This is a genomic window from Lysobacter terrestris (genome assembly GCF_014489475.1).
GTDB lineage: Bacteria > Pseudomonadota > Gammaproteobacteria > Xanthomonadales > Xanthomonadaceae > Agrilutibacter > Agrilutibacter terrestris.
The window spans coordinates 3,096,368-3,109,234 of the sequence record NZ_CP060820.1; the positions used below are offsets into that span (position 1 = coordinate 3,096,368).

General features: G+C 68.7%; 14 protein-coding genes. 11 read left to right on the plus strand and 3 right to left on the minus strand.

Annotation, left to right across the window (positions count from 1 at the left end; all coding sequences use genetic code 11):
* From rlmN to H8B22_RS14575, 10 genes are all read left to right on the plus strand, one after another.
* Complete coding sequence (rlmN, locus tag H8B22_RS14530) at nt 1-1,245, plus strand: 23S rRNA (adenine(2503)-C(2))-methyltransferase RlmN (RefSeq protein WP_187712094.1); 1,245 nt, start codon at nt 1-3, stop codon at nt 1,243-1,245.
* The gene (gene pilW / locus H8B22_RS14535) at nt 1,232-2,068 is read left to right on the plus strand and encodes a type IV pilus biogenesis/stability protein PilW (RefSeq protein WP_187712095.1); all 837 of its coding nucleotides are present in this window, start codon (nt 1,232-1,234) and stop codon (nt 2,066-2,068) included. The genes rlmN and pilW overlap by 14 nt, the downstream gene beginning before the upstream one ends.
* Nucleotides 2,065-2,865 carry a helix-turn-helix domain-containing protein gene (locus tag H8B22_RS14540; RefSeq protein WP_187712096.1) on the plus strand — a complete coding sequence of 267 codons (801 nt, stop codon included), beginning with the start codon at nt 2,065-2,067 and terminating at the stop codon, nt 2,863-2,865. The genes pilW and H8B22_RS14540 overlap by 4 nt, the downstream gene beginning before the upstream one ends.
* 82 nt (nt 2,866-2,947) lie before the next feature.
* Nucleotides 2,948-3,577: a YfgM family protein gene (locus H8B22_RS14545; RefSeq protein WP_187712097.1), complete on the plus strand. Its 630-nt coding sequence runs from the start codon at nt 2,948-2,950 to the stop codon at nt 3,575-3,577.
* A gap of 11 nt (nt 3,578-3,588) precedes the next feature.
* A complete protein-coding gene (bamB, locus tag H8B22_RS14550; protein ID WP_187712098.1) occupies nt 3,589-4,785 on the plus strand; it encodes an outer membrane protein assembly factor BamB in 1,197 nt (398 codons plus the stop codon).
* Nucleotides 4,786-4,899: 114 nt separating this feature from the next.
* Nucleotides 4,900-6,300 (plus strand): ribosome biogenesis GTPase Der, encoded by a 1,401-nt coding sequence (der, locus tag H8B22_RS14555; RefSeq protein WP_187712099.1) that lies wholly within the window; start codon nt 4,900-4,902, stop codon nt 6,298-6,300.
* A gap of 103 nt (nt 6,301-6,403) precedes the next feature.
* Nucleotides 6,404-6,982 carry a molybdenum cofactor guanylyltransferase gene (gene mobA, locus H8B22_RS14560; protein WP_187712100.1) on the plus strand — a complete coding sequence of 193 codons (579 nt, stop codon included), beginning with the start codon at nt 6,404-6,406 and terminating at the stop codon, nt 6,980-6,982.
* A complete protein-coding gene (locus tag H8B22_RS14565; RefSeq protein WP_187712101.1) occupies nt 6,975-8,186 on the plus strand; it encodes a molybdopterin molybdotransferase MoeA in 1,212 nt (403 codons plus the stop codon). Before mobA ends, H8B22_RS14565 begins: the two co-directional genes overlap by 8 nt.
* 46 nt (nt 8,187-8,232) lie before the next feature.
* On the plus strand, nt 8,233-9,360 hold the full coding sequence (gene moeB, locus H8B22_RS14570; RefSeq protein ID WP_187712102.1) for a molybdopterin-synthase adenylyltransferase MoeB: 1,128 nt from the start codon (nt 8,233-8,235) through the stop codon (nt 9,358-9,360).
* A gap of 11 nt (nt 9,361-9,371) precedes the next feature.
* Entirely contained in the window at nt 9,372-10,427 is a 1,056-nt protein-coding gene (locus H8B22_RS14575) for a DUF2272 domain-containing protein (RefSeq protein WP_187712103.1), read from the plus strand.
* 7 nt (nt 10,428-10,434) lie between these two features.
* On the opposite strand, the gene H8B22_RS14580 is transcribed toward H8B22_RS14575, so the two are convergent.
* The 3 genes from H8B22_RS14580 to H8B22_RS14590 form a co-directional block, all read right to left on the minus strand.
* A complete protein-coding gene (locus tag H8B22_RS14580; RefSeq protein WP_187712104.1) occupies nt 10,435-10,650 on the minus strand; it encodes a hypothetical protein in 216 nt (71 codons plus the stop codon).
* Nucleotides 10,647-11,492, minus strand: coding sequence for an alpha/beta hydrolase (locus H8B22_RS14585; RefSeq protein WP_187712105.1), 846 nt, complete (start codon nt 11,490-11,492; stop codon nt 10,647-10,649). Before H8B22_RS14585 ends, H8B22_RS14580 begins: the two co-directional genes overlap by 4 nt.
* A gap of 116 nt (nt 11,493-11,608) precedes the next feature.
* The gene (locus H8B22_RS14590) at nt 11,609-11,920 is read right to left on the minus strand and encodes a DUF1244 domain-containing protein (protein WP_187712106.1); all 312 of its coding nucleotides are present in this window, start codon (nt 11,918-11,920) and stop codon (nt 11,609-11,611) included.
* A gap of 71 nt (nt 11,921-11,991) precedes the next feature.
* Here H8B22_RS14590 and folD point away from each other — a divergent pair, with 71 nt between their 5' ends.
* On the plus strand, nt 11,992-12,852 hold the full coding sequence (gene folD, locus H8B22_RS14595) for a bifunctional methylenetetrahydrofolate dehydrogenase/methenyltetrahydrofolate cyclohydrolase FolD (RefSeq protein WP_187712107.1): 861 nt from the start codon (nt 11,992-11,994) through the stop codon (nt 12,850-12,852).
* The last annotated feature ends 15 nt before the right edge of the window (nt 12,853-12,867 follow it).

A 12,867-nucleotide genomic window follows, 5' to 3' on the forward strand; every position in this document is an offset into this window, starting at 1 on the left:
ATGAACCAGACCCGCGACATCGCCATCGACCTCGTGCCCGCCGGCGCCGCTGCCGACGAAGCCACGCAGGCGGCTTTGCGCGAGTCTGCGAGCAAGACCGCGCCGTCGGAGTCGAAGACGAACATCTTCGACTTCGACCGCGCCTCGCTCGAACGCTTCTTCGAGGAAGAGCTCGGCGAGAAGAAGTTCCGCGCGCACCAGGTGATGAAGTGGATCCACCACCGCTACGTCACCGACTTCACCGAGATGACCGATCTCGGCAAGGTGCTGCGCGCCAAGCTGGAGGAGCGTGCCGTGGTGCACGCACCGCAGCTGATCTTCGACAAGGAATCCACCGACGGCACCCACAAGTGGCTGCTCGGCATGGATCCCAAGAACGCGATCGAGACGGTCTACATCCCCGACAAGGGACGCGGCACGTTGTGTGTGTCCTCGCAGGTGGGCTGTGCGCTCAACTGCCAGTTCTGCTCGACGGCGACGCAGGGTTTCAACCGCAATCTGTCGACCGCCGAGATCATCGGCCAGGTCTGGATCGCGGCACGCCACCTCGGCAACGTCCCGCACCAGCAGCGCAAGCTCACCAACGTGGTGATGATGGGCATGGGCGAGCCGCTGGCGAATTTCGACAACGTCGTGCGCGCCATGAGCATCATGCGCGACGACCTCGGCTACGGCCTGGCCAACAAGCGCGTGACGCTGTCGACGGCCGGCATGGTGCCGATGATCGACAAGCTGGGCGAGGTGAGCGACGTCTCGCTCGCCGTGTCGCTGCATGCGCCGAACGACGAGCTGCGCAGCGAACTCGTTCCGCTCAACAAGAAGTACCCGATCGCCGAGCTGCTGGAGTCCTGCGTGCGCTATGCGCTGCGCAAGCGCGGCACGTCGGTGACCTTCGAGTACACCCTGATGAAGGGCGTCAACGACCAGCCGCAGCATGCGCGCGAGCTGATCAAGTTGATGCGCGAATTCGACCGCCGCGTGCAGATGAAGGACGCGGCCAAGGTCAACCTGATCCCGTTCAATCCGTTCCCGGGCACGCGCTTCGAGCGCCCGGACGACGAGACCATCCGCGGCTTCCAGAAGCTGCTCAACAACTCCGGCATGATCGCGCCCGTGCGCCGCACGCGCGGCGACGACATCGATGCCGCCTGTGGCCAGCTCAAGGGGCAGGTCATGGACCGCACCCGGCGCCAGGCCGAGTTCCGCAAACGACTCGCCCAGGGGGCAGGTGATGCCGCTGCGTAACGCCATCCTCTTCGCCGTCGTTGCGATCGCGGCCGCGGCCAGCGGTTGCGGCGGTGGGAGCTACGTGAGCACGAGCCTTGGCAGGGAGCACCACGTCGAGCCTGCGGTCAATCGCGTCCTCGACTCGAAGGGAAAGAAGGCGCGGGAAACCGAAGCGGGCGTGCAGCGCGACCTCGCCGAGATCCCCGGCTACCTGGCCGCTGGCGACTTCGCCGCGGCGAAGAAGGCGGCGGCCAGCGTGCTCAAGCGCGAGCCGCAGTCGGTGGTCGCACACACGTACTTGGCGGTGGCGCTGGAACACGGTGGCGACGCGGCCGGTGCGGGCAGTCACTACCTGCGCGCCGCCGAACTCTCGCCGACCAATGGCGCCGCGCTGGGCAATTACGGCATCTGGCTGTGCGGCCAGGGACGCACTGCGGAGTCGCTGGCCTGGTTCGACAAGGCCCTCGAACAGCCCGGACAACAGGGCACGGCGTTGACCCTGGCCAACGCCGGCGTCTGCGCGGGCAAGGTCGGCCAGCAGCAGCGCGCGGAACGTGACCTGCGTCGCGCGATCGAGCTCGATCCGGAAAATCCCGTCGCGCTGGCGGCGCTGGCCGAACGCGAATTCCAGGCCGGCGACGCGTTCGAAGCCAGGGCATTTTCGGAACGGCGTCTCGCTGCTGCACCAGCAGATCCGAAGACGTTGCTGCTTGCGTCACAGATCGAACAAAAACTCGGCGACAGCTCTGCAGCTGCGCGCTACGTTTCGCGGCTGAAAGCGGAGTTCCCCGATGCACCGGAAGCACGGAGCTCCGCTATGGGGGATGGTGGCAGGCAATGACGAATTCCGAACAGGCAGTACCGGGCATCGGTGCAGGCTGTGGCGCCGCCCTCAGGGAGGCGCGCGAAGCCGCGGGCATGTCCATCGAACAGGCGGCTTCCCAGCTGCGCATGACGGTGCGCTCGGTCGCCAATCTTGAAACCGACGACTGGAGCTCCCTGGGGGCTTCGGTGTTCGTTCGCGGCCAGCTGCGCAGCTATGCGCGCCTGCTGGGCGTCGACATCGAACCGTATATCGAGCAGGCGCCGGTGGCCGCGGTCGCGCCGTCGACCCTGGTCAGCCATACCCACACGCCGGGCTACCAGCGCTTCGCCGAGCAGATGGGCCGCCGCATCATCTACATTGCGATCACGGCCGCGATCGCCATCCCGGTGTGGCTGCATTTCGGCAACAACGAACCCAACGTGCAGTCGCTGGATGTGCCCGTGGCGGCGATGCAGGCCGAGGACGCCGCCGCACCTGCGACGGCCGCGCCGAAGCGCACCCCGCTGGTCGCATCCATCGCCGCGTTGCCCGCGGCACAGCCGGCTGCGGCGCTTGCGATCACCTTCAACGGCGACAGCTGGGTCGAGATCTACGCGGCCGACAACCAGCAGGTGCTCGAGCGTGGGCTGCTCACCGCCGGGCAACACCGCAGCTACAAGATCGGCGAAGTCGGCCGCATCAAGCTCGGCAACGTCGACGCGGTGGAAGTGAAGCGCGCCGGTGCCGCGGTCGACCTGGCGCCGTTCAGCCGCGCGAATGTGGCGCGCTTTACGCTATCCTCTGACGGTTCCCTCGCGCCGGTCGCCAACTGACCCGCGCCGCGGGTCGGCCCTTCCACCGGCGGACAGCCGGTACTTCTGATGAACCCTGCCTGCCAAGGCGGGGCGGGATTCCATGGCGATCGACGAACTTCTAGACGAACACGAACAGAGCGAGCGCGTCCGCGAATGGCTGCGCCGCAACGGTAGCGCCCTTGTTGTCGGCATTGCACTCGGCCTCGCGGCCATCGGCGGCTGGCAGTGGTGGCAGCGCCACCAGGCCGGCAAGCAGCTCCAGGCGGCCACCGACTACCAGGCCGCGGTCGACGCGATCCAGGCCAATGACAAGGCCGCGGCCGGCAAGATTCCGTCTGTGCCGGAAGGCGTCTTCCGCGCACTGGCGCAACTCGAACTGGCCAAGTCGCAGGTGCAGGCCGGGCAGAGCGACGCGGCGATCGCCACGCTGCGTTCGGTCAAGGTCGAAGACCCGGCGATCGCCGATATCGTCAACCAGCGCCTGGCGCGCCTGTTGATCGACGCCAAGCAGGCCGATGCCGCGCTGAAGCTGGTCGCCGATGGTGATTCGCTGTCGGCGCTGGAAATCCGCGGCGACGCGCAGTTGGCTCTTGGTCAGCGTGACCAGGCCCGCGACAGCTATAACAAGGCGCTGCTCAAGGCCGAAGTCGGCACGCCGCAACGGCGCCTGCTCGAGTTGAAGCTGACCGACGCCGGCGGCACTCCCCCCAAGACCGAGAGCCAGTCCTGATGACGTCCAACATGAGTTCGCCCCTTCGCGCGCCGGCCTCCGGCCTCGTGCTGCGTTCCGCCGTGCTGCTCTCCTGCGCGCTCGTCCTGGGCGGATGCTCCACGGTCAAGGGCTGGTTCGGCGGCAAGAAGGAAAAGCCGAACGAGCCGGCCGAGCTGACCGATTTCACGCCCTCGGTGACCGTCAACAAGATCTGGTCGGAACACGCGGGCAAGGGCGAAGGCCGGATGGGCGTGCGCCAGGGGCCGGCGGTGGCCGATGGCCGCGTCTACGCGGCCGCGATCGAAGGCGGTGTGCGCGCGCTCGACCTGCAGACCGGCAAACCGGTGTGGCATTACGAAAGCAAGCGCCAGCTGTCCGGCGGTCCCGGTGCCGGCGACGGCCTGGTGGTCGTCGGTGGACTCGAGGGCGAAGTGATCGCGCTCGACGCCGCCACCGGTACGGAGAAGTGGCAGGCCAAGGTGCCGGCGGAAGTCATCGCCGCGCCGACGATTGGCCTGGGCAGTGTCTTCGTGCGCTCCAACGACGGCCACGTCACCGCCTTCGACGCCGCCACCGGCGAGCGCCGCTGGTTCTGGGTCTATGAGGTTCCCACCCTGAGCCTGCGCGGCAACGATGCCGTGGTGCTGGGCCCGGGCTATGTCTTCTCCGGCAACGACGACGGCACCGTAAGCGCGCTGTCGGCCACCGACGGCCGCACGCTGTGGACGCTGCCGATCGCGCAGCAGGAAGGCCGCAGCGAACTGGACCGCCTCGCCGACGTCGACGGCACGCCGGTGCTGGAAGGCAGCACCCTGTACGCGACCAGCTTCAAGAAGCAGACCGTCGCGATCGACGCACCGAGCGGCCGTGGCATGTGGGCTAGCCAGTTCGGCGGTTCCGGCCGCCTGGGCGTGGCCAGCGACCGGCTGATCGTGTCCGACCCCGCCGGATCGGTGTACGCGCTGGACCGGAACACCGGTGGCTCGCTGTGGCAGCAGCCCGCGCTGGCGCGGCGCCTGCTGACGTCGCCGGCGGTGCAGGGCGATTACGCGGTGGTCGGCGACTACGACGGCTACCTGCACTGGATGAAGCTGGACACCGGTGAACTGGCCGCGCGTGCCCGCGTCGGTGGCGATGCCCTGCGGGGTACCCCGGTCGTCGCCGACGGCATCCTCGTGGCCCAGGACATCGACGGCGAGCTGGCCGCGTTCCGCCTCGGCCAGTAACGGCGTTTGGGCTTTTTCCATGACCCCGGCCCATGGCCGGGGTTATTGTTTGCGCGTCTCGCCGGTCCTTCCCGCGATACGTCCTTGTCTTGAATTCCCGATTGGCAGGTTTCCATGCTTCCCCTCGTAGCCCTGGTGGGCCGCCCCAATGTCGGCAAGTCGACGCTGTTCAACGCCCTGACGCGTACCCGTGACGCGCTGGTGCACGACCAGCCCGGCGTGACCCGCGATCGCAACTACGGGGTCTGCCGTCCGGAAGGGCAGCGTGCCTTCGCGGTGGTGGATACCGGCGGCATCGCCGGCGTGGACGAAGGCCTGGCCGGCGCCACCGCGCGACAGGCGCGCGCGGCCGCCGAAGAAGCGGACCTCGTGCTGTTCGTCGTCGACGGTCGCGAGGGCGCCTCGGCGCTCGACGACGACATCCTGCGGTGGCTGCGCAAGGCCGCCCGGCCGACCGTGCTGGTGGTCAACAAGACCGACGGCATCGACGCCCGCGCCGCGATGGCGGAATTCGCGCGCTACGGTTTCGGCGATGTCATCGCGATCTCGTCGGCGCACCGCATGGGCATCGACGACCTGCTGGATGACATCCAGGAGCGCTTGCCCGAAGCGGGCAGCGCGGTCGAACTCGACAACGACCCCGACCGCATCCGTGTCGCCTTCATCGGGCGCCCCAACGTCGGCAAGTCGACGCTGGTGAACCGCCTGCTCGGCGAGGAACGCATGATCGCCTCGGAAGTGCCGGGCACCACGCGCGATGCGGTATCCGTCGACATGGAACGCGACGGCCGCCTGTACCGCCTGATCGATACCGCCGGCCTGCGCCGCAAGTCGAAGGTGGAAGAGGTGGTCGAGAAGTTCTCGATCGTGAAGACGCTGGCTGCGATCGAGGAGTGTCAGGTCGCCGTGGTCATGCTCGACGCGGGCGAAGGCGTGACTGACCAGGACGCGAGCGTGCTCGGCTACGCGCTCGATGCGGGCCGCGCGCTCGTTGTCGCCGTCAACAAGTGGGACAACCAGACCGAATACCAGCGCCAGCAGACCGAAAACCTGCTGATTCGCAAGCTTGCTTTCGTCGAATGGGCCGAGGTGGTGCGCATCAGCGCCAAGCACGGCTCGGGCCTGCGCGAGCTGTTCAACGCGATCCATCGCGCGCACAAGTCCGCGACCACCGAGCTGGGCACCAGCGAGGTGACCAAGGCCATGGAAATCGCCTACGAAACCAACCCGCCGCCGGTGGTGCGCGGCCACGTGGCGAAGATGCGCTTTGCCCACCCGGGCGGCGTCAATCCGCCGACCTTCATCATCCACGGCACGCGCCTGCGCACGCTGGCCGACAGCTACAAGCGCTACCTCGAGAACTTCTTCCGCAAGCGCTTCAAGCTGGTCGGCACGCCGGTCCGCTTCGTCTTCAAGGAAGGCACCAACCCATACGAAGGCAAGAAGAACGTGCTGACCGAGCGGCAGGTGGCGAAGAAGCGGCGCATGATCCGGCACGTCAAGCGCGGCAAGTGACGCAATGGCGTTCGCGCTGCGAACGCCCTGATCGTTGCGTCCTGGGTAAGCGGGATGACGAGCAACAACGGAACCTCACCGAGTCGATGAGTTGAACGCCCCGTTGCCACCATCCCAGGTCACTCTCGGCATCCTTGCTGGCGGGCGCGCGACGCGACTGGGCGGTGCCGACAAGGCCTGGCTGGAGCGCGACGGAATCGCCCAGGTGCTGCGCTGGCAACGCCGCTTCGCGGTCGAAACCGCGGCCGTGATCGTCAGCGCGAACCAGCGGCTGGAGCGTTATCCGCAGGCGGAGCTGCATGCGGTCGCCGATCGTGTCCACGGCGACATCGGTCCCATCGCCGGCCTCGACGCGCTGCTGGCCGCATGCACCACGCCGTGGCTGCTGACGCTGCCGGTCGACCTGGTGGGTGTCAACGATTGCCTGCTGCCCACCCTGGATTCCGGCCGCGATCGCCATGGCGCGTTCGCCATCGACGACGACGGCCCGCAGCCGCTGGTGGCGTTGTGGAACGTGGCCGCCGCGATCACCGCGACCGCGGCGCAGATCGAAGCCGGCGCCACCGCCGTGCACGCACTGCAGGCGAAGCTGGGCATGCCCGGCGTGCGCTTCGCCGGCGTACGCTTCGGCAACCTCAATACTCCCGAAGACCTGCGTGCGGCGGGGATCCGACATGACTGACGTTCCAACCGGGCTGCTGTTCGACGATGCGATGACCCTGCTGCAGGGGATCGCCGCGCAGCATCGCCTGGAAGCCGAAACGCTGGCGCTCGGGCGCTGCCATGGGCGCGTGCTTGCGCAGGACATCGATGCGTCGTTGGCCTTGCCGCCGTTCGACAACAGCGCGATGGATGGCTTCGCGTTCCGTCACGCCGACCTTGCTGGTACCGAAACCCAGCTGAGGTTGGCGGGCGAGCAGTTCGCCGGTCCCGCCAACGACGTCGCGCCGGGGCCGGGCGAATGCATGCGCATCACCACCGGCGCGCCGATGCCGCCCGGCACGGACACCGTTGCGATCAAGGAGAACTGCCGCGTCGAGAACGGGGTCGTGGTCGTGCCCGACACGCGCGCCGCAGCGAACGTGCGCCACGCCGGCGAAGACGTGCGCGTGGGCGACCGCGTATTGCAGGCGGGCACAGTGCTGACCGCGACGCGTGTCTCGCTGGCGGCGTCGCTCGGCCTCGCTTCGCTGCGGGTCGCGCGCAAGCCGACCGTGGCCGTGTTCACCACCGGCGACGAGCTGGTCGAGCCGGGAATGGCGCTGGCGCCGGGGCAGATCTACGACAGCAACCGCGAGCTGCTCATGGGCCTGTTGCGAGCCGATGGCCTGGAGCCCACGGCGTGGCCGCGATTGCCCGACGACCCGAAGCAGGTCGAGATCGCCCTGCGCGACGCCGGCTGCGCATTCGACCTGATCGTGACCGCGGGTGGCGTGTCGGCGGGCGAGAAGGATCACCTTCCCGGGGTGCTCGCGCAGTTCGGCAGCACGCATTTCTGGAAGGTGAAGATGAAGCCCGGCATGCCGCTGCTGTTCGGCACGCTGGACCAGGCGCGCGTGCTGGCGCTGCCGGGCAACCCGGTGTCGGTGCTGGCGACCTACCTCACCTTCGGCCGGGCGCTGATCGACGGCCTGCAGGGCCGGAGCGAGCCGCGACCGACCTGGCGCGCGCAGCTGGCAGCGCCGTTGGAGAAGGCGCATCCGCGCCGCGAGTTCCTCCGCGGGCGCCTGTTCGGCGGCAGCAATGGCGTGCTGCATGTCGAGGCCGATGCCGCTACCGGCTCGCACCGCCTGCGGGCGGCGGCGGAGGCCAATGCCCTGGTCGTCGTGCCGGAAGGCCCCCAGCGCTACGCCGCAGGCGAAGTGGTCGAGGTCATTCCGCTGTAAGTGCGCCCGCGTTGGCGTACGCCGCTTTGCCGCGGATAATTGCCCCATGGCCATAGCAGTGATTTCTCCGGCGGATGCCCTGCGCCGCCAGAACGCGGGCGCGGTGCTGGTCGATGTGCGCGAGGCACACGAGCGCGCCACGGGACACGCCGCCGGCGCGCTGGGCGTCGCGCGCGCGGAGCTCGAGGCGGACCCGGCATCGGTATTGCCGGCAACCGGCGCAGAAATCCTGCTGATCTGCCAATCCGGCGCGCGTTCGATGAAGGCCGCCCAGGCGCTCGACGAAGCCGGCTACACCCGGCTGGCCTCGGTCGAGGGTGGCACGGCGCGCTGGATCGCCGAGGGCCTGCCACTGACCCGGCCCGAGGTCGACACGGATTTCTACGAGCGCTATTCGCGCCACCTGCGCCTGCCCGAAGTCGGCGAGGCGGGGCAGCGCCTGCTGGAAGCCGCGCGCGTCGCGATGGTCGGCGCGGGTGGGCTGGGGTCGCCGGCGGCGTACTACCTGGCCGCGGCCGGCGTGGGCACGCTGGTGCTCGCCGACGACGATGTCGTCGATCGCAGCAACCTGCAGCGCCAGATCCTGCACACCGATGCCCGCATCGGCGTGGCGAAAGTCGAATCCGCGCGGATCGCGCTGTCGGCATTGAATCCGCGATTGAAGGTCGAGGCGTTTGCCGAGCGCATCACCGCCGCGAACGTCGAGCGCCTGATCGCCGACGCCGACGTGGTCATCGATGGCGCCGACAACTTCCCGGTGCGCTACCTGCTCAACGACGCCTGCGTGAAGCTCGGCAAGCCACTGGTGTACGGCGCCGTGCACCGCTTCGAAGGACAGGTCAGCGTGTATGACGCGGGGCGTCATCGCGGCGAAGCGCCGTGCTATCGCTGTTTGTTCCCGGAACCGCCGCCGCCGGAAGCCGCGCCGAATTGCGCCGAAGCCGGCGTGCTCGGCGTGCTGCCCGGGGTGATCGGCCTGTTGCAGGCGACCGAAGTGGTGAAGCTGATCCTCGGCATCGGCGTGCCGTTGACCGGGCGCCTGCTCAACTTCGATGCGCTGGCGATGCGTTTCCGCGAAACGCGCCTGCGCCCCGACCGGGATTGCGTGGTGTGCGCACCGGGGCGTGAATTCCCCGGCTACATCGACTATGCGAGGTTCTGCGCGGGAACCTGAGGAGGTGGCGGATGGACAGCGTGCGCGTGGGCAAGCAGTGCATCCGTTTCGCGGCAGTCCTGGGCCTGCTGGGCTCGGGGCCGTCCGCAGGCGCACAAGAACCCGCGCCTGTAGCCGCATCTTCGCCGCTGTGCAGCCGCATCGCGCAGTCGCCGCCGTCGTATGCCTCGCGCATCGCACAGGTGGCCTGTGCCGAGAACGCGCTGTGGTTCGGTCCCTTCATCGATACGCAGGGACGGCTGGCCAGCATCACCGTGTCCGAAGGCGAGCGCCTGCGCCTGCAGGACGGCGCGACGCCCGCATGGCAACGCGTCGCCGACTACTGGAAGGGCAGCGGCCTGTTGTCGCAGATGGCGAATTTCCCGGGCGCCAGCGATTGCAGCGTGGGCGGCGGCAGCCATTTCCAGACCTCGTCGTGCCGGGCCTTCCTGAGCGACACGCCCTGGTCGGCGGTATTCGTCTCCTTCGTGATGGCACGCGCGGGCGTGCCGGGATTCAACCCGTCGGCGAGCCACATCGATTACATCCGCGATGCCTACCGCTACCCGGCAGCGTCGCCGTACGTGCTGGCGGATCCGGATGCCACCATGGCCGCCGCGGGCGACCTGCTGTGTTTTTCGCGCGGGCGCAGCGACATCGGCGCGAACGGTTTCCGCGACTTCCTCGCCAGCGGGTCGGGCGGGATGAACATGCACTGCGACATCGTCGTCGCCGCCAATCCGGACGGCGACGGCAAGCTTTATCTGGTCGGCGGCAACGTGTTGCAGGGCGTGACCATGCGGGTGCTGCCGCTCAACCGCACCGGCGCCATCTGGGGACTGCCGCGGCGCATCGCCGCCCCCGGCGCGTGCCAGCCGGGCAGCGAAGGTCCCTGCAGTTTCAACCGGCAGGACTGGGTGACGCTGATGAAGCTCAAGCCCTTGCCCGTCCCCAACCACCTGGCGCCGATTCCCACCACGCCGCCGCAATGCTGCACGCAGTGCCCATTGCCGCTGCCCGAACACCTGCGGCGCTGCCCGCCGTTGCAGCGCCCGGTCGATGCATTGCCGGGCGGGCAGGGACGCTAGCGGAGTTTCAGACGACGCGTTCGACCACGGCCGCGGCGCTCGCCGTGCGGCGTCGCGGCTTCGCGCGCGGATCCAGTTGCACGTTGAGCACCATGTTGCAGTGGATGCAGCTGTAGCTCAGGCAACGGATGTCGTCGCTGTCGTTGTTCTGGCCGAAAACGCTCTCGATGCGGACATGCAGCAACCGCTTGCCGCACTTGGGGCATTCGCCTTGATTGATCATGTCGACTTTCTCCGGCCCGGCAGCGGGCGGTGGACGTGGATGGCAACAGGGTTGATGGCAGACGGGCCGGAACGCGGGGCAGGTGTCGCGAAAAACGCCTTGAGCGTCCGCGAGAACCCCGGCGCCGCGGCGACGTTGCCGTGTTCGGCGCTGGGGAGCTCAAGCACCCGCGGGCGCCGCGGCAGCGCTTCGATCAGGCGCTGGGTGCTGGCGGCCGGGATCACCTTGTCCCGGCCGGCGCGCACCACCAGGGTCGGCCCGGTGCGACGCGACAGGTTGGAAACCGAATCGAAGCGGTCGCGCGCCAGCAGGCGCACGGGCAGCCAGCGGTAGTGCGCCTGGCCGACGTCGGCCAGGGTGTCGTAGGGCGTGATCAGAGCCAGGCGCCGCACCGGGCGCTGCGCGGCGACGTGGGCGGCCACGCCCGATCCCAGGCTGTAGCCGATGACGTCCACGCCGATGCGCGGATGCTGGAGGCGGACATGGTCGAACAGGGCCAGGGCATCGCTGGCCAGGCCGGCTTCGTCGGGCTGCCCCTCGCTCGCGCCGAATCCGCGGTAGGCCACCAGGTACACCGTGTGCTGCGGGAACCAGCGCGCGAAGCTGGAGCGGTTGAGCTGGATGGCCTCGGAGTTGCCGCCGAAATAGACCAGGGCGCGCTTGCGGCCGGGATTCACCACCCAGCCACGCAGGGTGACGTCACCGTTGACCAGCGCGAAATTGGTCTGGGTCGCCTCCACCCGCGTCTGGTGCGGGAGGTACACCAGCTCGCGCTGCCGCACGTACATGAAGCCACAAAGCCCCAGGTACACCATCGTCAGCGGCAGCGCGATCCAGAACATGGCCCCCGTCCTCGCACCTGCCGTGGCAGGTCGTGAAGCTGGCAATGAGCCTATCGGCCGCGATGTGATCCGGACGCATCCATGCCGGTCTTCGGGATCGCGATCTGGGTCGGAGGCTAGCCCTTATGCAAACGCTGCGCTGCCTCGAACGCGGCCAACTGCTCCGGGGTCGCGTCGCGCTGGTGCTTCGCCTTCCAGGCCGGGAAGGGCTCGCCGTAGACCGCCTCGCGCGCCTCGTCCTTGGTCATGGTGATGCCGCGGTGCTCGGCCGCTTCGCGGTACCAGTCGGCCAGGCAGTTGCGGCAGAACCCGGCCAGGATCATCAGGTCGATGTTCTGCACATCGGCGCGTTCCTGCAGCAGGTGCTCGCGCAGGCGGCGGAAGACGGCGGCTTCGATCTGGGTGGTTTCGAAATCGGTGTCGGACATGGAACCGGGCCCGGGGTGGGGGAGGGATGGGCGATAATGTGCGCCTTCATCGCTTCGAATCCCACCTCCGAATGACCGCCCGCATCCTTGACGGCAAGCGCATCGCCGAAGACCTGCTCGACAACCTCAAGGCGCAGGTGGACGCGCGGGTCGCGGCCGGCAAGCCCGCCCCGGGCCTGGCGGTGGTGCTGGTGGGGAACGATCCGGCCTCGTCGGTGTACGTCAAGAACAAGCGCCGCGCCGCGCAGAAGGTCGGGATCCGCGCGATCGACTACGACCTGCCGGCCGATACCAGCGACGAGCAGTTGCTGGCGCTGGTCGACCAGCTCAATGCCGATCCCCAGGTGCACGGCATCCTCGTGCAGTTGCCGCTGCCGGGGCACCGCGACGCCACCTACCTGATCCATCGCATCGATCCGAGCAAGGACGTGGACGGCTTCCACCCGGAGAACGTCGGCCATCTGGCGCTGCGCCAGTTCGGCCTGCGCCCGTGCACCCCGCGTGGCATCACCACGCTGCTGGCCTACACCGACCGGCCGGTGCGCGGGCAGAGCGCCACGATCGTGGGCGTGTCCAATCACGTCGGCCGGCCGATGGCGCTGGAGCTGCTGATTGCCGGCTGTACCGTCACCAGCTGCCACAAGTTCACCCCGCCCGACGTACTGGAGCAGTCCGTGCGCAACGCCGACATCCTGGTGGTGGCGGTGGGCCGGCCGCAGCTGATCCCGGGCGAATGGGTCAAGCCGGGCGCCGTGGTGATCGACGTGGGCATCAACCGCCTGGAGGACGGCCGCCTGGTCGGCGACGTGGGCTTCGAAGCCGCCGCCCAGCGCGCCAGCTGGATCACCCCGGTACCGGGCGGGGTCGGCCCGATGACCGTGGCGACCCTGATGCAGAACACCCTGGAAGCCGCCGAGGCCGCGGACGCCTGACCAGGGCGGAGTTGT